Below are 19,272 nucleotides of genomic sequence, written 5' to 3'. Positions count from 1 at the left end.
TATCGCATGGATCAGCTTTGGGCTAACCGTGCGGCCAGCGCCGAAACGGCTGTGTTCAATCGGCATATCCGCCGGCTCTGGGGGATGCCCGGCACCCAGCTGGGCGTGGTGGCCTGGCCGTCGACGCGGGCCGACCGGATGTTCAAGAGCTGGGACTACTGGTGGCAGGCGCACCTACTGGACACCATGATCGATGCGCAGCTGCGCGATCCGCAGGAGTACCGCATCGCCCGGATCGCCCGGCAGATTCGTGGACATCGGCTGCGCAACAACGGGGCCTGGACCAACAACTACTACGACGACATGGCGTGGATGGCGCTCGCACTGGAGCGCTCCGGCCGGCTGCTCGGCGTGGCGCGGCCCAAGGCGCTCAAGACGTTTGCCGACCAGTTCCTCAATGCCTGGGTGCCCGAGGACGGCGGCGGTATCCCCTGGCGCAAGCAGGATCAGTTCTTCAACGCCCCCGCGAACGGCCCGGCCGGCATCTTCCTGGCCCGCTATGACCGCCTGCGGCGGGCGCAGCAGATGGCCGACTGGATCGACGGCACGCTGATCGACCCCGATACGCATCTGGTGTTCGACGGCATCAAGGCCGGTTCGATGGTGCGCGCCCAGTACACCTACTGCCAGGGAGTGGTGCTGGGCCTGGAAGTGGAGCTGGCTGTGCGCACCGGGGATGCGCGGCACTCTGAGCGGGTGCACCGCCTGGTGGCCGCTGTCAAGAACCACATGCTCGACGACGGCGTCATCAGGGGCGCCGGCGGCGGCGACGGTGGCCTGTTCGGCGCCATCCTGGCCCGCTACCTGACGTTGGTCGCCACCACGTTGCCCGGGGATTCCGAGGACGACGAAGCCGCCCGGACGACGGCCCGCGAGTTGGTGTTGACGTCGGCGCAGTCGGCGTGGGACTACCGGCAGTCCGTCAACGGCATCCCGCTGTTCGGGGCGTTCTGGGATCGTGCTGCCGAGCTGCCGAAGGACACCGGAGACAAGGCGAAATCGGTTGACGGCGCGGGGAATTCGTCCGATATCCCGGAACGCGACCTCTCGGTGCAGGTGGCCGGCTGGATGCTGATGGAAGCGGCCTACGCGTTGGGCGCTGACGGCGACGCTGAGACTGAGACTGAGGCCGAGGCCGAGGAGTCCTGACCGACGGCTACTTCGGCGTCAACTCGCGGCAGTACGCGTAGATGGCCAGCCCGCCGAACTTGACGGCATCGTCGTTGGATAGGTTTCCGGCGTTCTTCTTCAGATAGCTCAGCGCCGAGTTGACGCCCCCGCTGCGCATGGCGCTGCAGGTGCCGTGCGCGAGCTTGATGGCCGTGCTGTTCGGCATGAGGATGCCCTTGTCGTGCATTGCTTGCAGGAACATCGGGTCGATCTGGTCGTCGGCGTGGGCGGGAACCGCCATCACGATGGTTACCGCCGACGAGACCGCCGCGAACAGAGCTGCTGTGCGTGTGCGTTTCATTCGGATCCCCCATGCAAGATCGGTTTGCTGACAGGTTACGCGAGGCCCGCCCATCCGGGGCGGAGTCGGTTGTTGGCGGACACCGGAATTTCTTCAGACGCGTCAGCGTCATATGCTTAGACCGCATATTGCATTTTGTTTTTTTTGCTTATTTCGGAGGTTGGCCATGGCCACGTTCAAGAAGATTGCGTTGATTACAGCACTTGCGGGAAGCATCGGAGCTGCGCTTTTGGGTGTCGGTGCGGGAGCGGCCGGTGCCGCTCCGTCGCAGGATTCCGCCGTCATCCCGATGGACCGTGGCCACGGCCACGACGACTGGGACGATCACGGCCGTGGTTGGGGTGGTCCGGGTTGGCGCGGTGGTGGCTGGGATGGTCCGCGGGTGTACGTCAACCTGCCCTGCGTGACTGGCCCCGCCGGTTTCGTCACTGTTTGCCCATAGTTCTTCGCCGCTGACGATTCATCGTCTTCGCGCCGGGTAACCCCTATTGGTGCGCAAGAGTGTCGTGATCTGTGTGGTGTCCGTCGGGCTGACCGGTTGTTCGACCTACGAATCCGAACCGAATGCCGGCTCGTTGGAATCAGGGATGCGTGCGCCGCAGGTCATCGTCGACGGACAGACCCGGCAGGTGACCGGTGGAGTCACCTGCAACCAGGCGGGCGACCACATGACGATCGGGATCGGGGACGTCTCCAGCGGGGTCGGTGCGGTGGTGACCACGAGCAATCCGCCACAGGTTCGGACCGTCGGGCTCGGCACGGTAGATGGTGTCGCGCTCGGGTTCACGAATTCCGAACCCGGTGAGGCGAACAACGCGGGGGCCGCGGTGCGGGGCAAGTCGTACACGATCCGCGGCACCGCCGACGGCAGCGACCTGAGTGATCCGCAATCGCCGCGACAGGTGAGCAAGAGCTTTGAGATGGACGTGACGTGCCCGTAGCACCAAGATGATTGGTCGTGACGGCACCTGAGGATGCATCGCCCCGAGTAACGCTGGGCACGGTCCTGAGGGAGTGGGGCACCATCGGGTGCATCGGTTTCGGGGGCCCGCCCACGCACATCAAGTTGCTGCGCAGCCTGTGCGTGGAGCGGCGCCGCTGGATCGGCGCCACCGAATTCGAGGACGCGATCGCGACCTGCAATCTGTTGCCGGGGCCGGCGTCGACGCAGCTGTCGATCTACTGCGCCTGGCGGGTTCGCGGTCGGCTGGGTGCAGTGGTCGGTGGCGTTGCGTTCATCGTTCCGGGGCTCATCGTCATCCTCGGACTGGCTGCGCTGTTCCTGGCCGGCTCACCACCGCGGTGGGTACTTGCCGCGGGGGCCGGCGCGGGTGCGGCGGTGGCTGCTGTCGCGGTGCATGCCGGTGCGGCTCTGGTCCCGGCCAGTTGGCAGCGGCGCACCAGCTCCATCCGGTGGCCGGTGTACCTCGCGCTGGGTGCGGTCGCGGCCGCATTGCTGGGGCCGTGGCTGGTGGTTGTGCTGTTGGCTTGTGGCGTAATCGAATTGGCGCGGACGACGACCCTGCCCAGGTCCGGCGCGCGCAGCATGCCGGTGCTGGCGTTTCAGTCGCTGACTTTGGGCACGCTGGGTTCACTGTGCTGGGTGGCGTTGAAGGTCGGCGCGCTGTCGTATGGCGGCGGCTTCGTCATCATTCCGCTCATGCAGGGCGATGCCGTCGACCACTACCATTGGATGACTGGGGCGCAGTTCCTCAATGCCGTTGCGCTGGGCCAGATCACGCCGGGGCCGGTGGTGCAGACCGTCGCCGTCGTCGGCTACGCCGCCGCGGGTCTGGTCGGCGGGCTGCTGGCCTCGGCGGTGGCCTTCAGTCCGTCGTTCCTGTTCATCCTGTTGGGCGCCAAGCACTTCGACCGGATTAGGAGCAACAACTACGCGCGGGCATTCCTGGACGGTGCCGGTCCGGCCGCCGTCGGTGCGATCCTGGGCTCGGCGGTGCCACTGGCCATGTCGATCAGCCAGACCTGGCAGTACGTGGTGCTGGGCGCCGCGGTGGTCGCGGTGTTCAGTCGCGTGAATGTCGTGCTCACGTTGCTGCTGGCGGCTGGGGCCGGCGTCCTCGCCGCGGCGTTCGGCATGCCGTTGCCGAGCTGAGCCCTGTCAGCAGCAGTTCGGGTCGAGGACCCGGCACAGTGCGGCGAGCGCGTCCCGGCGGGGAGTGTGGTGCACGTTCATGCCCTGTCGTTCGGAGGTGACGAACCCGGCCGAACGCAGCTGGCCGAGGTGGTGGCTGACGGTCGACTCGGCCAGGCCCACCGCGGCGGCGAGGGAGCCGGTGGTGCAGGGCTCGCCGCAGGTGAACAGCAGGGACATCAGTTTCACGCGCGCCGGGTCGGCCAGTGCTTTGAGCCGCATGGCCACATCGAGCGCGGCGTCGTCGTCGGTCGGGCTGGCGGCCACGGGTGCACAGCACAGCGGCTCGGACATATCGATGACGGGCAGTGCCTTGGGCATGTGGCCGATGCTACCCCAGTTTGTTGACATATATCGAAAAGGTGCGTAGAACAATGCTGCAGGCAGATTCGATATACGTCACATACCCCAGGAGGTCTGCAATGTCTCGTATCCAGCTCGCCCTGAACGTCGACAACTTAGACGAGTCGATCGCCTTCTACCGCAAGCTCTTTGGCGCCGAGCCGACGAAGGTCAAGCCCGGTTATGCGAACTTCGCGATCGCGAACCCGCCGCTCAAGCTGGTCCTGCTCGAGAATCCCGGGCACGGCGGGTCGGTCAACCACCTGGGTGTCGAGGTCGAATCCAGCGACACCGTGCACGCGGAGATCGCGCGCCTGACCGACGCAGGGATGTTCACCGAAGAGGAGATCGGCACCACGTGTTGCTTCGCCACCCAGGACAAGGTCTGGGTCACCGCGCCCGGTGGTGAGCGCTGGGAGGTCTACACCGTCCTAGCTGACTCCGAGACGTTCGGTGTTGCCCCCAATGAATCGGACGATGCGGTGTGCTGCGGGTCGCAGGCATGACACAGACCGCTGACGCCGGTGCGGCGACAGTTCGACTCTCGACTCTTGATCGGTACCTGCCGGTCTGGATCGGGTTGGCGATGGCGGCCGGGCTACTGCTCGGCCGCTGGGTCCCCGGACTGGACATCGTGCTGGAAAAGGTTCAGGTGGACGGCATTTCGCTGCCCATCGCGCTGGGGTTGCTGATCATGATGTACCCGGTGCTGGCCAAGGTCCGGTACGACCGTCTGGACACCGTGACCTCCGACCGCAAGCTGCTGGTGTCCTCGCTGGTGCTGAACTGGGTGCTCGGGCCGGCGTTGATGTTCGCGCTGGCCTGGCTGTTCCTCGCCGATCTGCCGGAGTACCGGACCGGGCTGATCGTCGTCGGCCTGGCCCGCTGCATCGCGATGGTGATCATCTGGAACGACCTGGCTTGCGGCGACCGCGAAGCCGCCGCCGTGCTGGTGGCGCTGAACTCGATCTTCCAGGTGCTGATGTTCGCGGTGCTCGGCTGGTTCTACCTGTCGGTGCTGCCGGGCTGGCTGCACCTGCCGCAAACGGCCATCGCGACCTCGCCATGGCAGATCGCGAAGTCGGTGCTGATCTTCCTCGGGATTCCACTGGCCGCCGGCTATTTGTCGCGCCGGTTCGGCGAAAAAGCCAGGGGGCGTGACTGGTACGAGTCGACGTTCCTGCCCCGGATCGGGCCGTGGGCGCTGTACGGACTGCTGTTCACCATCGTGATTCTCTTTGCGCTGCAAGGGCATCAGATCACCACTCGTCCGTGGGACGTGGTGCGTATCGCGCTGCCGCTGCTGGTCTACTTCGCGATCATGTGGGGCGGTGGCTATGTCCTCGGCGCTGTCCTCGGACTCGGCTACGAACGCACCACGACGTTGGCGTTCACCGCGGCGGGCAACAACTTCGAACTCGCCATCGCCGTGGCGATCGCGACCTGGGGTGCGACCTCCGGTCAAGCCCTGGCGGGCGTCGTCGGACCGCTGATCGAGGTGCCGGTGTTGGTCGGGCTGGTGTACCTCTCGCTCGCACTGCGACCACGTTTGAGGAGCAACCACCGATGAGCCCGAAACCGAGCGTCCTCTTCGTCTGCGTGCACAACGCGGGCCGGTCGCAGATGGCTGCCGCGCTGCTCACGCAGCTGTCCGACGGGCGCATCGAAGTGCGTTCTGCCGGAACAGCACCCGCTGATCAGATCAACCCGGTCGCTGTCGCGGCCATGGCCGAACTCGGCATCGACATCACCGCGGGGGTACCCAAGGTGCTCAGCGCCGACACCGTGCAAAGCAGCGACGTGGTGATCACCATGGGCTGCGGAGACACCTGCCCGTATTTTCCGGGCGTCTCCTACCGCGACTGGAAACTCGACGATCCGGCGGGGCAGCCGCTGGAGGCCGTCCGGCCTATCCGCGACGCCATCGCCGACCGGGTGCGGGACCTGGTCGACGAACTCCTGCCCGGCTAGGCCAGGCTGCCGAGGTAGGCCTGTGACTCGATCAACCCCTCATCGCTGGGTGCCTGTCCCTCACCGAACACGCGCTGCTGCTGCTTGGCGCGCAGATCGTGATGGGCATCAGCAGGCCTGGCGTAGCCGTAGCGCGTGCGGGCCTCGTGCGGGGTGAGCACCTCGTCGGACACCGGCGCGATGCCGAGGATGTACGGCGCGGCCACCGGGGCCACCGACGGCGCGATCAGCTGTGCCACAGCGATTTTCAGCCGGGGATTCGCATCGACGATCCCGTATCCCAGCTTCAGCAGCGGGCGCACGGCGATGTCGACCACCCGCGGCTGGTTGAAGCCGCTGAGCTTGCGCATCCAGCGGGGCATGGTGGCGATGGTGCCTGCGCGCAGGACGAGGTTGATGAGCTCGACGACGGGCCGCAGCGGCAGCGGTGCCGGTGGCAGCACGACCTTGGCGTTGAGCAGATGGTCCATCATGCTGCGCGCAGCTTCGCTGACGGCCAGGTGCGGGCGCATCTCCTCGAAGTAGGCGCGCACGCCCTCGCTGGTGCGTGGGACGTCGGCCGGGTCGCAGGTCTGGAACTCGGCCGCGATGGCGCACTCTTCCCAGTACTGGTTCTCTTCCTCCGGGGTGAGCTTGCCGCCGCCGTACATCTCGTAGGCGGTCAGCACCGAATGCCACCCGGTCAGCAGAATCCACAGCTGCGAGTGGGGGTTGTTGGCGTCGTACTTGTTGCCGCTGACCGGCTCGGTACCGATGGCTTTGGAGTGCACCTTCACCAGGACGTCGGCGGCCTTGATCACCGTCTCGCTGTCGCCGAAGGCAACGGTCGCGAAGTACCGCACGGTGCGGTCGTAACGGGTGCGAGGCCGGTCGTAGTTCGCCTGGGTGGCGTCGACCGCGGCGATCAGGGACGGGTCGAGTTCCTCCACCACGACGGCGCGCTGCAGGCCGGTCACGGGAGTTGTGGTGTGTCCCCACACCTTCCACGTCACGGTGCCTGGGCCGAAGAATCCGTAGTCCGCGAGGGGCTGGACGGGCTGGGCCATGTCGTTTCTCCTTACTAGGCTGCCGCGAACGCGCGGCACATGAGTCGTCCGTAAAACTCGCCGAGACTGTCTGCGTCCCAGTCGTTCTCGGGGTCCAGTAGGGACCGGACCGCAGCCTCGCTCGATGACACGAACAGTTCGGTCAAGATCGGCATCTTGCGATTGAGATCGGCGGTCTGCCACCACGTGGTCAGCGCCGGGGCGATCCAGCGCGAGGAGCTGGCAGTGAGGGCACGACGCGTTGCCGCGACCATGTCGGCAACCGCGGGATCGACGTGCGCCAGATATACGAAACGCCAGGTGTCCGGCTGGCTCTCGACGGCGTGCAGCAGTGCGCGGTACCCGTCGATGAAGGCGGCTTCCGGGTCGTCGCCGCGGCCGGTGTGCAGCGCCGCCAACAGGGTCTCGCGCAGGGCATCGCCTTCCCGATCCAGCAGTGCGGCAAGAAGTTCCACCCGGTCGCTGAAACACGAGTACACCACCGGCCGGGTGACGCTGAGGTGTTTGGCCACCGCGCCGATGGTCACTGCCGCGGTGCCGGATTCGGCCGCGATCCGCAACGCGGCATCGAGGATCTGCGGCCGCCGGCGCTCGGGGCCCAGGTGGGCTGCCCGTTCCCGGGGCGGCGTCGCGGCGGTGGTCACACGGCGAATGTAGCACGATTATTCACACTTGAAGGATTTTGCTTCACTATTGTAGGATTTCTCCACATGACCATGCTCAACCCGCACAAGCCGGACTTCGCCGACTTCGACGAGCGGACCCAGCAGATCTTCTCTGCGACCATCGAGTTCTTCGAGAGCCACGGCAAGGCCTGGCTGACGCAGCAGGACCGGGACCGCGTCTGGTACGCGGAGTTCATCGAATTCCTCAAGAAGGAAAGGGTTTTCGCCACCTTCCTGACACCCGCATCCGAGGCCGGCGGCGACTCGGACAAGCGCTGGGACACCGCGCGCAACGCCATGTTCAGCGAAATCCTGGGCTTCTACGGCATGCAGTACTGGTACGTCTGGCAGGTCACCATCCTCGGGCTGGGCCCCATCTGGCAGTCGTCGAACGCCGCTGCCCGCAAGAGCGCCGCCCAACTTCTGGAGGCCGGCGAGATCTTCGCGTTCGGCCTGTCGGAGAAGGAACACGGCGCCGACGTGTACTCCACCGACATGGTGCTGACACCCGTCCAGGAGGGCTACCGCGCAAACGGCGGCAAGTACTACATCGGCAACGGCAACCTGGCCCGCATGGTGTCGGTGTTCGGCCGCCGTGCCGACAAGCCGATCCTGGACAGCTCGACCGCGCTCGACGGTGGCAAGCCCGACGAGGATTTCGAAGGGTATCTCTTCTTCGCGGCCGACAGCCAGCACGCCGACTACAAGCTGCGCAAGAACGTCGTCAACGGCCAGATGTATGTCGCCGCTTTCGATCTCGAGGACTATGCAGTCTCCGACGACGACATCCTGCATGCCGGCAAAGGCGCGTTCCACGCTGCGATCAACACCGTCAACATCGGCAAATTCAACCTCGGGTTCGGCGCCATCGGCACCTGCGAGCACGCCATGTACGAGGCCATCACCCACGCCGAGAATCGAATCCTGTTCGGGCAGCACGTCACCGAGTTCCCACAGATCCGCCGCATGCTCACCGAGGCCTACGCCCGGTTGGCCGGCATGAAGCTCTACAGCGAGCGGGCCATCGACTACATGCGGTCGGCGTCGGCTGCCGATCGCCGGTACCTGCTGTTCAACGCCATCGAGAAGATGACCGTCACCCGCGAGGGCGAGAAGATCGTCACGCTGCTGTCGGACACCATCGCCGCACGCGGTTTCGAGAACGACATGTTCTTCCCGATGGCGCTGCTGGGTTCGGTCGGCCTGCCCCGCCTCGAGGGCACCGTCCACGTCAACATGGCGCTCTCGCTGAAGTTCATGCAGAACTTCATGTTCCGTCCCGCCGACGCCGGCCTGCTGGCGCTGCAGCAGCTTCCCGTCGAGTACTCGCCGAACGCGGCGACGCGGGCCGTGGCCAACGGTCTGCGCGCCGCCGGTTCGGCCGTGGTGCCGCAGATCGCGCGGATTCCTAGGGCCCCGAAGGCACTACGCGCCGAAGAGCTACCGCAGGTGCGCCGCCGCCGGGACTTCACCAACGACGACTTTCTGTTCGCGCAAGGCCCCAGCCGCGGTCTGGGCCGGGTCGCCTTCGTGGACTGGCGTGACGTTCTCCAGGAATTCGCGCATCTGCCGAACGTCGCGGTCTTCCTCAAGCAGGCCAACGGTTTCCAGACGCTGCTGGCGGCCGCCACGCCTACTACGCAGCAGCAGGACGACGTCGACTTCCTGTTCTCGATCGGTGAGCTGTTCACCTTGCTGCCCTACGCGCAGCTGATCCTCGAACAGGCCGCGATCGACGGCACTGACGACGAGCTGCTGGACCAGCTGTTCGAGGTCCTGGTCACCGACTTCTCCCGGCACGCCACCGCGCTGCATTGCAAGACCAGTGCAACCCCCGCGCAGAAGAAGCTGGCACTGGACCTCATCGCCGAACCCGTGGGAGACCAGGACCGCTTCGAACGCATGGTGCGCACGGTGCGGGACCTGGCCGGCCGGTACGAGATGGCGCCCTGACGGGCGCTAGCGGGGCGGCTTCCGTCGGCTTGTCGACGCCGGTGCGAATTGCTTTGCGTACAAACCCAACGGCAGCAACGAAATACGGTCCAGCGTCGCCTGTGCGGCCGCGCGATCCTTGGGCGTGCCCGTGCACTCGATGCGTCCCAGCAGCCAGATGATCGGGGCAGGGGACCGGTGTTCGGTGATACCCGCAGGAAGTTCTCCGTTCCAGCTGGGGCCCGTGATGGCATACGTCTGCGGTTGGGTCCAGGCGACGTGTTCGGCGGTTTCGTCAAACACGTCGGCTCGGCCTGAAAGTACTTGGAACAGGTAGCGGCGGTCGGAATCGCCCGGCAGGGTCAGCACCCAGGGTTCGTTGTTGACGTCAAGCAATCTGTCGACATACAGAGCGTCGCGCATCGGCATGAGCTGATGGAGTGGGCATCGGCTGGGGGCGCTGTCGGCGGCCTGGGCACGATACGCGCGGTGCCCTGCGGGCCAGGCCATGATGACCAGTGCGGCCACTGCTATCGACAGCGTGCCGCACCACGGCAGAATATCGGCTGCTGACATGACTGCCGAACCGCTAGCAGGGGGCGCCGGGCGGCGTGTAGTACGGGACGCCTTCGTCTGTGTAGCAAGGAACTTCACCGGCGACATACGGGACGTGCGCCGCCGCGATGGCGGTGCCCACCGCCACGTCGCCGGCGATGTTGGTGCAGCCGCCGGCGGAGAAGTGGCGGCCGCCGGCGCTGGCACAGACGTCAGCACCGGCAGTGGGGGCCACCAGTAGTGGCGCCACTGCCAGGGCCGCGCCCATCAGCGGGACGGATACCAGCGCGGTGATACGTGGGCTCATGGTGCTCCTTGGGTTGATGGAGATGAAACGGTCTCGCGTTGAATGATTTCGCGGGTGATGGGAAGATTCACTACTTGAACGTTTGCTGGATGTGAACGTGCTGGGGACGGGATGGCGAAGGTTGCCGGAGTCGCCGCAGCCGTTATCTCGATTCGGCCTGGCGGCCTCCGCCGTACGCCAGGGCGCTCCCATCTCGTCGTTGTGGTCGACGCATCGCCTGGACCTGCAACGCGACGCTGCGTCAGTCGATCACGGGAATTGACTGTGCTGCACCATGGCGGTGTTTGTCTTGATATTTCGCGACAAATTTTTGACAGTTAGGGACATATCGGTATTTCGGAGGTGGGGCCGACAGATTTCGACGTGTTGGTTGCTGAACTTGGTAGTGGCGGCAACACCCTGCTTTCCGCGGCAAGCGTTGCGGGTCAGGACATCGGCGTCAGCGGGCGCTGGAGTGCCCAACGCTGAGCGCTCAGCCGGTCCGCGTCCATAAGCAGTACCCCGAGAACTCGACGGAGTACGCAGTGGGTGCGACATCGAAGTGCACCGTTTGGTCCGCTGCGCCGTCGGTCACCACGGGCGCACCGACCACGCCGGCGCTGATTACCGCGCGCTGCTCGACATGGCACCGATTCCCCGGGCCGAGCGGGGTGCCACTCCACTTGCCGGACATCAGGTTTGGATTACGCATGCCCTGACCGTGCAGCGCGATGACCGGGCCGGTGCTCCACCACCGGTCGCTGGGTTCGGCGGGTAGTGCGACCGGCTGCCAGCGGCCCTGGTGGCACTGCAGGGGAGTGTTGGCTCCTGATGCCGGCGCCGGCGTCGTCGGCATGGTGGTGGCCTCGTCGGCCGTCGGCGGACAGAGCTGATCCTGTTGCGGTGCAACGGGATCAGCCGCGCACAGGGGCGCCACCGCGGTCGCCAGGGCAACTGCGGCAGCGGTCAGGACGGTCGCGCGGATCACGGCTACAGCTTGGTGAGATCGGTCTTCATCAGCATGACGTTGTACTCACTCCATAAGGACAGGTTCCAGTACAGGTCGGTGCCGGTGCCGAGGGTCGACGGCGACCACGGCTGCATCATGGGCGCGTAGATGCCGCCATTCTGTTGCGGCATCAGCACGGTGGCCGCGGACCAGGTGCCCTGTGGCGCATCCGCGGTGCGCAGCACGACGTTGTTGAACTGGTCGGCGTAGAGCGTGACGTACTTGCCGAGCGTCGGGTTGTACTGCACCGACATCTCGCTGACGTGGTTGCCTGCCTTGGCGACACCGCACGCCCCGGTGTCCTGGCCGAACACCACGCCGGCTTTCGCCGGGTCCTTGTACCAGCCCTGTTTGACCGCGCCCCAGCCGAACCAGCCGCCGGCGCTGCCCTTGTTGTAGTACTCGTACTTGGACGCGTCGAGGATGTCGGTCTCGGCCACCCGCGAGATGTAGGCAGCTCCGCCGCGCCCATTCGGGGTGCCGTACGAGTAGACGTAGCCGTCGCCCGGGCGGACCAGGGCCGCCTGCTGGAAATTGGCGTTGCCGCCCCAGTTCTGCCGGACGCTCTGCGGTGCGATGGTCCAGTTCTCGCCGTTATCGGTCGAGTACGCCATCGCCGAATAGTTTGTCGTCCACTGGCCGGGCGCGCCCCACTGCTTGACCGACATGAAGCTCAGGTACTGGGTGGCGCCGAATTGGGTGCCGGGCGTCGGCACCGAGATGCCAGAGGTCGGGATCAGCGTCACGCCGGACGGCAGGCCTGCGGGGAGTTTGGCGGGCAGGATGATCTGGCGGGCCGTCGTCGGCGACGACAGCGGGGTACCGCCGAACATGTTGCCGTTGAGCCACTGGCCGGCCGGGATCGATATGCCGTCGGCGAGGTTGGCATCCGACGAGCGGAACAGGATGTTGTTCAGCCAGTTCCCGGTCATGTTGGGGCCGCTGAACGTGTCCCCGAAAGCCATCAGAACCTGGTGCTCGTTGATCGGGGTACTGGGATCGTCGGCAATACCGTTGTCCCACACGGTGCCGACGTCAGTGCCCCAGACGCCGAACCGGTTGTAGGTGTCGTTGGGGGCGAAGTTACCCGTCACCCAGTCGACGAAACTCGTTGACGGACTGAGCTGTTGACCCGGTGTGGGCCAGGCCGGACGCGGATTCATGACCGCGGTGAGCGCGGCCAGGGGGTTGCTCAGCACCTGGCCGGTGGTGGTGAGGGCGCTGACGATGTTCTGCGGCTTGATCGCCGTCAGGAGGTTGTCGATCTCTTTGCGGGCGAACGCCAGCACAGTCCACGCCAGGGTCGGCTGGGTCGGACTGCCTGCGGGGTTGAACGCCCAATTCAGCGCGCCGGAAACGGCTTTCATCACGGCGGCCACGGGGTTGAGTGCCTTGGCGGTGGGTGCGGTGACGTTCGGGGTGAGCAGGTTCGTCGTCGCGCTGACGGGAGTCGGCGACGCGGTCACCGCGCTGGTGGTGACCTTCATGACCGTCGGCGCGACGGCGTCCACGCCGACGGGTTTGGGTGCCGTGGTCTGCTGGGCGGCGGCGGCCGGCTTGGCGGTGGCAGGCTTATCCGGCGTCAGCCGTGGGCGTTTCGGGGCTTTCGGGACAGCAGCGGCCGGGGGTTGCTTCCCGCGGTCGCGGCCCTTGGTCGGTTTGTCCGGCTTGGTTTCGGGCTGGGTTTCCGTCTTGGGGTCGGACGAGGTGCCGTCGGTGGTCCCCGTGGCCGGCGTTTCGGTCTTGTCGTCGTCTTTCGTGGGCTTGGTCTTGCCGCGACGGGGTTTGGTCGGGTTGGCGGAAGTGCCGGAGGCCCCGGCGTTTTCGCCCGAGGAAGCTGCTGCTGGGCCGGCGGGCGCGCCGGTGTCGGCCTGGTCCGCCCATGCGGCGCCCTGACCGGAGGCGATCGCGGTCCCGATGCCGAGTGCGACGGCGAGTCTTCCGACGCGGCCGACGTATCTTGCGGCGCTCATCGTGTCTCCCTGTTGTTCCAGCTAATTAACCTATGGAACAACATGAGGACGCGCCGCGGGGGAGTTTGAGCGGGTTGTGTCCGTCTCGATACGTCAGCGGAGCAGGCCGGCTTCCCGCAGTGCGTCCTCGTACAACTCGATGGCGTGGTCGATGCCCCGGTCGACCCAACTGTCGACGAAGGCCACCCGGTCGGCGATCAGCTGGATGCCGGTGGCCCAGCGCTCGAAATCGCCGGTGCGGCGCAGGATGTCGATCTGCACGCGGGTGCCCTTGAGGTGGATGAAGCCACCCAATTCCGTGGTCTGCGGGCGCAGCACCGTGACGTCGAACTCTTCGATCCGGCCGTCGTCGACGAGTGCCTGCAAGTAGCCACGGGCATCACGTAGGGCCGCGAGGGCCTGGAGTTCCCGTCCCTGGGTGGGCAGCCCCCAGGCGATCCAGATTCCGGTTTCGGACATGGCGCCCTACGCTACGCGCGGGCCGAGCAGTCGGCGGGGAAGTCGCGGGCGTCGCATGGTGCGCGCCACCCATTCGCCGAGCGTGACTCCGGCAGCCAGCGTGCAGCCGACCATGACGGCGGTGAACAGGTTGGAGATGGCCGCCAGCGTCTGGCCGGCCATGATCTCGGACAGCCCGCGATAGACCGCGAGACCGGGCACCAGGGGCGTGATGCCGGCGACGGACACGATGATCGGTGGGACCACCGCGCGCCGGGCGAGTAGGCCACCGGCGAGGCCGACGACCGTGGCGGCGACAGCGGAGGCGACGATCGGACCCAGCCCCGCGTCCAGGATCGTCCCGACCAGTCCGGCCCCGACGGCGCCCGACGCGAACGAGGTGGCCAGCGCCTTGAGGGAGGCGTAGCTGGCGAGGGCGAAGGCCGCGGCCGCGAGGCCGCCGGTGAGCACCATGATCGGCAGCGGTGCGTAGGGGAACACCTCCTGCTGCATCGGCGGCAGGCTGGCGCCGAGGGCGGAGGTGAGTCGCAGCGCGATGCCCACACCGCCGACCAGACCCGCGGTGTAGACCATGACCTCGATGAACCGTCCGGCCGCTGTGACGGGTGCACCGGTGATGGCGTCCTGCACCGACCCGACCAGTGAGAGCCCGGCCATGAGCACGATGATGCCGGACACGATGATGCGGTACGGCGCGACGACGGCGCTGTGTTCCATGGCCAGCTTGTAGATGAACGCGGCCGGTACCGTCGCCATGAAACCGCCCATGACCTGCTGGAAGAAATAGGGCAGGCCGAGCTTGCCGAGCGCGACGTTGGTGCCGTAGATCGCGGCGGTGGTGAAGAACGAGACGACGGCGAGCGTCGGGCTGCCGCCGAGCATGAGCGTCACCGCGGCAGCCATCAGCGCCCAGCCGGACAGCGCGACCTTGCGCGAGTACGGATGGTCGGCGGCGACGATGTGATCGAGCGCCGCACGGGCGGGCTTGAGGCCGAGATGCCCGCGGCCGATCCGCCGGAGCAGCGTGTCCACCTGTTCGAGGCGCGTGTAGTCGAGCGAACGGTATTTCACCGTGCGCATGTAGTTGGTGGGCGGCAGGCCCGGACCGCGCCGAGCGGAGACGTGGATGGCGTTGTAGGTGACGTCGACGGCGCAGTCGGGCAGGCCGTAGGTGGCGGCGACGAACGCGATCTGCTTGCTGGTGTCGATGGCGCCGGTGCCCGAATCCAGGAGCACCTCGCCGACGTTCATCGCCAGCTCCACGACCTCGGTGACGGCATGTTCATCGCTCAGGTCGATGGGCTGCGCAGACGTGATGACGGGCAGGCCCGCGGTGTCGGCGGTGGACGGGCGGTCGCCGAGTATGCGGCGTCGCGCGGAGGCGACGCGATCACGCAGTGTCACACCAGAAGCGTAGGTCCCGAAGGTCGGGCCGCATTGCCAGTGGGCTAGATCACCGGCCGGCGGCGTTCGGTTGTGCCGCGGTCCGCCGACTACACCTTGGACAGGCTCGTCGTCGTGGATGGGCGGGGGTTCTGTTGCGCACAGGGGGAATTGGGCGTGGGTGATTCGCTGCCGGGTGACCGGCTGTGGCGGCGTGCTGCTCGCTGGTGGCCGGTGCTGCTGGCGTTGGCGGCCACGATCGCGCTCGCGATCGGCGGGCAGCATTGGTTCGCCAGTGCCGGCCGTGCAAAACCTGTAGGTGAATCTGCCGCGTCGTTGGCGCAGCGAATCGCCGACGCGGCGACGGCGGCATTCAGCGGATCGACCACGATCGCGGTCGCCAACCCAGCGGTGACACCCGACCAGAGGGCCGCGGGACTACCTGCCGATCCGGTGGCAGGCCTGACCTCGGTGACGCCGGCCGGACCGGTACAGCTGGTCCTCCCCGACGGTCTGGATACCGCCCGACGCACGAGCAGCGGATCGATGGTCTACCCCGATCATGGCGCGGGGTTTGATTTCTTGGCCGAGAACACCGGCACCGGGACCCGCACGGTGGCTCGCATCAACAGCCCGACCGGGGTGCGGATGGTCACCATATTCGTGCGCACGCCCGCCGACACCGTGCTGCTCGCCCATGCCGACGGATTTGTCACCATCAACCGGGCCACCGCGACGGCGGAAACCGTCGGGATGTTCGCTCCGGCCGAAACCCGCGACGCCGCAGCACAACTCGTGCCGTCGTCGTACCTGGTCCGCCGGCTGAGGCCGGGCCTCTACCAGTTCTCTGAGGTCATCGATCCGCGCTCCGACACTGCCTGGCCGGTTTTCGTGGATCCGCCATTGCAGGTAAATGGGTTGTTCGACTCGATCGCCGGCACGGAGTCCAGTGCCGCGGTCGTCGTCGCCGGGGCCGCGGTCGCGGTGACCGGTGTGGGTGGGCCGGCCGGTGCTGCCGCGATCGCCGCAGCAGAGGCCAACGTCGGTGCCGCTGGGCGGCAGATCGCCGCAGAAGCCATGCCGGACAACCACACTCTGGGGGTCGTTTCCACGATCGCCGACACGGCCACCATGCTCACCCCTGGCGGTGCGGCCAAGAAGGTCGCCGAAGAAGGCGCCGACATCGTCGCCAAACAGGTACTCACGCAGACTGACGACGTCATCGACGCCGCCAAGGCCGTCCCCAACCCAGCACAGCTGCGCGAGGACATCGCCGCCGTCGGCTCCGTCGGGTGAACCGACCTAGGATTGAGGTCAGCGTGGGGGCGAGGGGGATGAAAAGTGACCGATGATCCGGTGATCGCACAGTTGGTGCAGGCAGTCGAGCAGAGTCCAGACGCGCTGGCCCTGCGCCTGCACCTCGCCGGAATGCTGGCCGAACGGGGCAGGCACGCCGAGGCATTGGCGCACTGCGGCGCGGTACTGGCCGCCGACCCGACCGACAACACGGCGCAACAGTTGTTGCAGCAATGCACTGCGGCACTGGCCGCCCCGGCGCCGGCGCCTGAACCCGAAGTACCGCAACCGAAGTCATCGTTCGACTGGGACGCGGCCGAGGATCAGGTATCCGACATCGTCAAGCCCGCTTTTGTCGATGAACCCGCGCAGGCCGTGGGAGAGGACGACTTCGAGGCGGTCACCCGCAGTGAGGTGCGGCTCGCCGACGTCGGCGGCATGGACGCTGTGAAGAAACAGCTCGAACTCTCGCTGCTCGGACCGCTTCGCAACCCAGAACTGATGAAGGCCTACAAAATGTCGGCTCGCGGCGGTCTGCTGCTCTATGGGCCGCCCGGGTGCGGGAAGTCGTTCATCGCCAAGGCGGTATCGGGCGAGCTGGGCGCGAACTTCTATCAGGTCGGCATCGCAGATGTGCTGCACCGCTGGTTCGGCGAGAGCGAACGCAGCATCCGCTCGGTCTTCGACACCGCGCGGCGTAACGCGCCGTGTGTGCTGTTTTTCGACGAGGTCGACGCACTGGGCCACCGCCGGTCCGCGTTGAGCGGTACGTCCGGTATCCGGACCATCGTCAATACCCTGCTGGAGGAACTGGATTCGGCCTCGGCGAGCAACGACGGGGTGTACATCCTGGGCGCCACCAACGCGCCATGGGATGTCGATGCGGCGCTGCGTCGGCCAGGACGGTTCGACCGGATGGTTTTCGTCGGGTTGCCCGACACCGCGGCCCGGGCCGGCATCGCGCGGCTGCACCTGCAGGATCGTCCGATCGAGGGAATCGACCTCTCTACGGTGGCGGCCCGTACCGCGGGCTTCTCCGGCGCGGACCTGGCTCATGTCTGTGACACCGCAACGCAATTGGCGATGGCCGACTCGCTACACACCGGGCAGGTGCGGCCGGTGCGGATGTCCGATGTGGAGACGGCGCTGCAGCAGGTTCGCCCGTCGACCGGTCCGTGGTTCGATACCGCCCGCAACGTCGTCGAATTCGGCAATCGGGACGGTACCTACGACGAACTGGCAAAGTACTTGCGCCGCAACAAGATTCGGTGACAGCCGACGCCGCCGATGCCGCGCTGCAGCAGGCGCGGTTGTACCTCGACGTTGACAACCATCAGCGCGCCCGCGAGGTGCTGGCTGGTGCACTTTCGATGGCGCCGGATGATCCGGTGCTGCTCATCCTCGATGCCCAGGCCGCCGTCGGGCTCGGCGACCACATCGGTGCCGAGCGCCGCCTCTATGCGGCACTGAAATCGGTCCCCGACAATGAGCATGCGATTCGCTTGTATGCGTTGGCGCTTCGCGGGCAAGGGCGACTGCACGAGGCGAAGTGGATGGCCTGGCGAGCGGTCTGCGGCAACCCGAACGAGTACCGAACCCACTTGGTGTACGCCCAAATCCTGTCGGATGAAGGCTGGCTGGATGCCGCGCTGACCGAGGTCACCGAAGCGATCCGCCTGGAGCCCTCAGATCCGGATCTGTTTGTCCTGCGGGGAAACATCTTTCGGAAGCTGTCTCGAACCGCCGAATCGGATGCCGAATACACTGCCGCGCTCCGGCTGCAACCCGATCACGCAAATGCGACGCACAACCTGGCGGTCAACCGGATGGCGCGGGGACGGCTCTTGGGCGCGCTGCGGGGCTTCCTCGGTGCCGGCACGCTCGACCCTGCCCTCGGCGGTCTGGCACGCCGAAATATCGCACTCGCGATGGCCCGGTGGCTGCGGTGGTGCACTGTCGGCGTGCTGTTCCTGCTGTGGCTGCTGCTCGTCACGGCAGCTCCGGGCAACACGCTGGGTATGGGACCGCGGGTCGGGATCGCCGTGGTGACCGTGGGTCTTGGCGCTGCTCTGGGAAAGCTGGTGGTCACCGTCGGGCGCCGGACCTTGGCTTCGGCCCTGAAGAGCCAGCCACTGCTGGCGGTGCGTCTGGTGATCGTTGTCGTCGCGGTGGTGCTGGGGGCTCTCACGACAGTCAGCCCGCGACAGTTGGAGGTGGTACAGGTCGGTGCTCCGATGCTGCTCGTCGTCAGCATCGTGCTGGCCTGGGTAAGCCGCTTCACGCGGCACTAGTACGACTGCCCATTGGCGTATCGCTCGCGACGGAAGTGGCGGCCGTTGCCGCGGTTACGGCTCTTGTACGTCGGCAGCTGTGAGTCGCAGTTCGGGCAGACCAACCGCAGGTTCTCCCGGCGGTTGTTCGTCGGGTCGCCGTCGATGTGATCCAGTACCAACGCCAGCGGCAGGTCTTGCCAGGATGTGTCTCCGCCACAGATCGCGCAGCAGCCGGATTGAGCGTCTCCGATGTATTGCCGAACATAGTGATCCTGGTAGGTGCCGAGGGACGCCTCTCCGGTCTCAAGCCACCGTTTCGTCTTCGCGTCGCGGCGGGCCGACGCCTGGCATGCGTTACTGCAGTAGACCTTTTGGCTGCGCTTCAAGAGCGGATTACCGCAAGCGAGACATGACCTCATGGGCGGACGCTACGACGGGCCACCGACACGTAGACACGGG

20 protein-coding genes and 1 pseudogene are annotated in these 19,272 nt (G+C 66.6%); 10 read left to right on the top strand and 11 right to left on the bottom strand.

The features are described 5' to 3' along the window. The first annotated feature begins 6 nt into the window (after positions 1-6). Entirely contained in the window at positions 7-1,149 is a 1,143-nt protein-coding gene (locus ACNO8X_RS00725) for a glycoside hydrolase family 76 protein (protein WP_418003726.1), read from the top strand. 7 nt (positions 1,150-1,156) lie between these two features. Here the strand turns inward: ACNO8X_RS00725 and ACNO8X_RS00720 are convergent, their stop codons facing one another. Next, the gene (locus tag ACNO8X_RS00720; RefSeq protein WP_418003725.1) at positions 1,157-1,471 is read right to left on the bottom strand and encodes a DUF732 domain-containing protein; all 315 of its coding nucleotides are present in this window, start codon (positions 1,469-1,471) and stop codon (positions 1,157-1,159) included. A 166-nt stretch (positions 1,472-1,637) separates the two neighbouring features. Between ACNO8X_RS00720 and ACNO8X_RS00715 the strand changes: the two genes are divergently transcribed. From ACNO8X_RS00715 to chrA, 3 genes are read left to right on the top strand one after another with little or no spacing between them, the layout of a single operon-like run. Beyond that, positions 1,638-1,913, top strand: a complete 276-nt coding sequence (locus ACNO8X_RS00715; protein WP_418003724.1) for a hypothetical protein — start codon at positions 1,638-1,640, stop codon at positions 1,911-1,913. A 49-nt stretch (positions 1,914-1,962) separates the two neighbouring features. Continuing rightward, positions 1,963-2,412 (top strand): lipoprotein LpqH, encoded by a 450-nt coding sequence (locus tag ACNO8X_RS00710; protein ID WP_418003723.1) that lies wholly within the window; start codon positions 1,963-1,965, stop codon positions 2,410-2,412. Between the two features lie 17 nt (positions 2,413-2,429). Further along, on the top strand, positions 2,430-3,584 hold the full coding sequence (gene chrA, locus ACNO8X_RS00705; protein WP_418003722.1) for a chromate efflux transporter: 1,155 nt from the start codon (positions 2,430-2,432) through the stop codon (positions 3,582-3,584). A 6-nt stretch (positions 3,585-3,590) separates the two neighbouring features. Here chrA and ACNO8X_RS00700 read toward each other — a convergent pair whose 3' ends face one another. After that, on the bottom strand, positions 3,591-3,944 hold the full coding sequence (locus ACNO8X_RS00700) for an Rv2640c family ArsR-like transcriptional regulator (protein ID WP_418003721.1): 354 nt from the start codon (positions 3,942-3,944) through the stop codon (positions 3,591-3,593). A gap of 101 nt (positions 3,945-4,045) precedes the next feature. Here ACNO8X_RS00700 and ACNO8X_RS00695 point away from each other — a divergent pair, with 101 nt between their 5' ends. Both ACNO8X_RS00695 and arsB read left to right on the top strand, forming a co-directional pair. Beyond that, complete coding sequence (locus ACNO8X_RS00695; RefSeq protein ID WP_418003720.1) at positions 4,046-4,471, top strand: ArsI/CadI family heavy metal resistance metalloenzyme; 426 nt, start codon at positions 4,046-4,048, stop codon at positions 4,469-4,471. Beyond that, positions 4,468-5,936, top strand: a pseudogene (gene arsB, locus ACNO8X_RS00690) (ACR3 family arsenite efflux transporter). Before ACNO8X_RS00695 ends, arsB begins: the two are co-directional and overlap by 4 nt. On the opposite strand, the gene ACNO8X_RS00685 reads toward arsB, so the two are convergent. Both ACNO8X_RS00685 and ACNO8X_RS00680 read right to left on the bottom strand, forming a co-directional pair. Continuing rightward, a complete protein-coding gene (locus ACNO8X_RS00685; protein WP_418003719.1) occupies positions 5,933-6,982 on the bottom strand; it encodes an oxygenase MpaB family protein in 1,050 nt (349 codons plus the stop codon). The pseudogene arsB and the gene ACNO8X_RS00685 sit on opposite strands and share 4 nt — an antisense overlap. A 14-nt stretch (positions 6,983-6,996) precedes the next feature. After that, complete coding sequence (locus tag ACNO8X_RS00680) at positions 6,997-7,626, bottom strand: TetR/AcrR family transcriptional regulator (RefSeq protein ID WP_418003718.1); 630 nt, start codon at positions 7,624-7,626, stop codon at positions 6,997-6,999. A 66-nt stretch (positions 7,627-7,692) separates the two neighbouring features. Between ACNO8X_RS00680 and ACNO8X_RS00675 the strand changes: the two genes are divergently transcribed. Then, complete coding sequence (locus ACNO8X_RS00675; RefSeq protein ID WP_418003717.1) at positions 7,693-9,600, top strand: acyl-CoA dehydrogenase; 1,908 nt, start codon at positions 7,693-7,695, stop codon at positions 9,598-9,600. A 6-nt stretch (positions 9,601-9,606) separates the two neighbouring features. Here ACNO8X_RS00675 and ACNO8X_RS00670 read toward each other — a convergent pair whose 3' ends face one another. The 6 genes from ACNO8X_RS00670 to ACNO8X_RS00645 form a co-directional block, all read right to left on the bottom strand. Further along, entirely contained in the window at positions 9,607-10,155 is a 549-nt protein-coding gene (locus ACNO8X_RS00670; protein ID WP_418003716.1) for a DUF1254 domain-containing protein, read from the bottom strand. A gap of 13 nt (positions 10,156-10,168) precedes the next feature. After that, positions 10,169-10,441: a hypothetical protein gene (locus tag ACNO8X_RS00665; RefSeq protein ID WP_418003715.1), complete on the bottom strand. Its 273-nt coding sequence runs from the start codon at positions 10,439-10,441 to the stop codon at positions 10,169-10,171. A 472-nt stretch (positions 10,442-10,913) separates the two neighbouring features. Next, on the bottom strand, positions 10,914-11,408 hold the full coding sequence (locus ACNO8X_RS00660; RefSeq protein WP_418003714.1) for a hypothetical protein: 495 nt from the start codon (positions 11,406-11,408) through the stop codon (positions 10,914-10,916). 2 nt (positions 11,409-11,410) lie between these two features. Further along, entirely contained in the window at positions 11,411-13,402 is a 1,992-nt protein-coding gene (locus ACNO8X_RS00655) for a DUF4185 domain-containing protein (protein ID WP_418003713.1), read from the bottom strand. Between the two features lie 93 nt (positions 13,403-13,495). Next, the gene (locus ACNO8X_RS00650) at positions 13,496-13,861 is read right to left on the bottom strand and encodes a hypothetical protein (RefSeq protein ID WP_043390286.1); all 366 of its coding nucleotides are present in this window, start codon (positions 13,859-13,861) and stop codon (positions 13,496-13,498) included. Between the two features lie 6 nt (positions 13,862-13,867). Beyond that, positions 13,868-15,265, bottom strand: coding sequence for a threonine/serine ThrE exporter family protein (locus tag ACNO8X_RS00645; RefSeq protein ID WP_418003712.1), 1,398 nt, complete (start codon positions 15,263-15,265; stop codon positions 13,868-13,870). A gap of 156 nt (positions 15,266-15,421) precedes the next feature. Here ACNO8X_RS00645 and ACNO8X_RS00640 point away from each other — a divergent pair, with 156 nt between their 5' ends. The 3 genes from ACNO8X_RS00640 to ACNO8X_RS00630 are packed head-to-tail and all read left to right on the top strand — an operon-like array spanning position 15,422 to position 18,831. Further along, complete coding sequence (locus ACNO8X_RS00640; RefSeq protein WP_418003711.1) at positions 15,422-16,540, top strand: hypothetical protein; 1,119 nt, start codon at positions 15,422-15,424, stop codon at positions 16,538-16,540. Between the two features lie 45 nt (positions 16,541-16,585). Continuing rightward, a complete protein-coding gene (locus ACNO8X_RS00635; RefSeq protein WP_418003710.1) occupies positions 16,586-17,812 on the top strand; it encodes an AAA family ATPase in 1,227 nt (408 codons plus the stop codon). Continuing rightward, positions 17,809-18,831 carry a tetratricopeptide repeat protein gene (locus tag ACNO8X_RS00630; RefSeq protein ID WP_418003709.1) on the top strand — a complete coding sequence of 341 codons (1,023 nt, stop codon included), beginning with the start codon at positions 17,809-17,811 and terminating at the stop codon, positions 18,829-18,831. The genes ACNO8X_RS00635 and ACNO8X_RS00630 overlap by 4 nt, the downstream gene beginning before the upstream one ends. Here the strand turns inward: ACNO8X_RS00630 and ACNO8X_RS00625 are convergent. After that, on the bottom strand, positions 18,828-19,232 hold the full coding sequence (locus ACNO8X_RS00625; RefSeq protein ID WP_418003708.1) for an HNH endonuclease: 405 nt from the start codon (positions 19,230-19,232) through the stop codon (positions 18,828-18,830). The two genes, ACNO8X_RS00630 and ACNO8X_RS00625, sit on opposite strands and share 4 nt — an antisense overlap. Between the last annotated feature and the right edge of the window lie 40 nt (positions 19,233-19,272).

The organism is Mycobacterium sp. PDNC021 (assembly GCF_048282635.1).
Classification (GTDB): Bacteria; Actinomycetota; Actinomycetes; order Mycobacteriales; family Mycobacteriaceae; genus Mycobacterium; species Mycobacterium llatzerense.
Note: the sequence above shows the minus strand (reverse complement) of the source record. Positions and strands in the feature narration are given on the sequence as shown.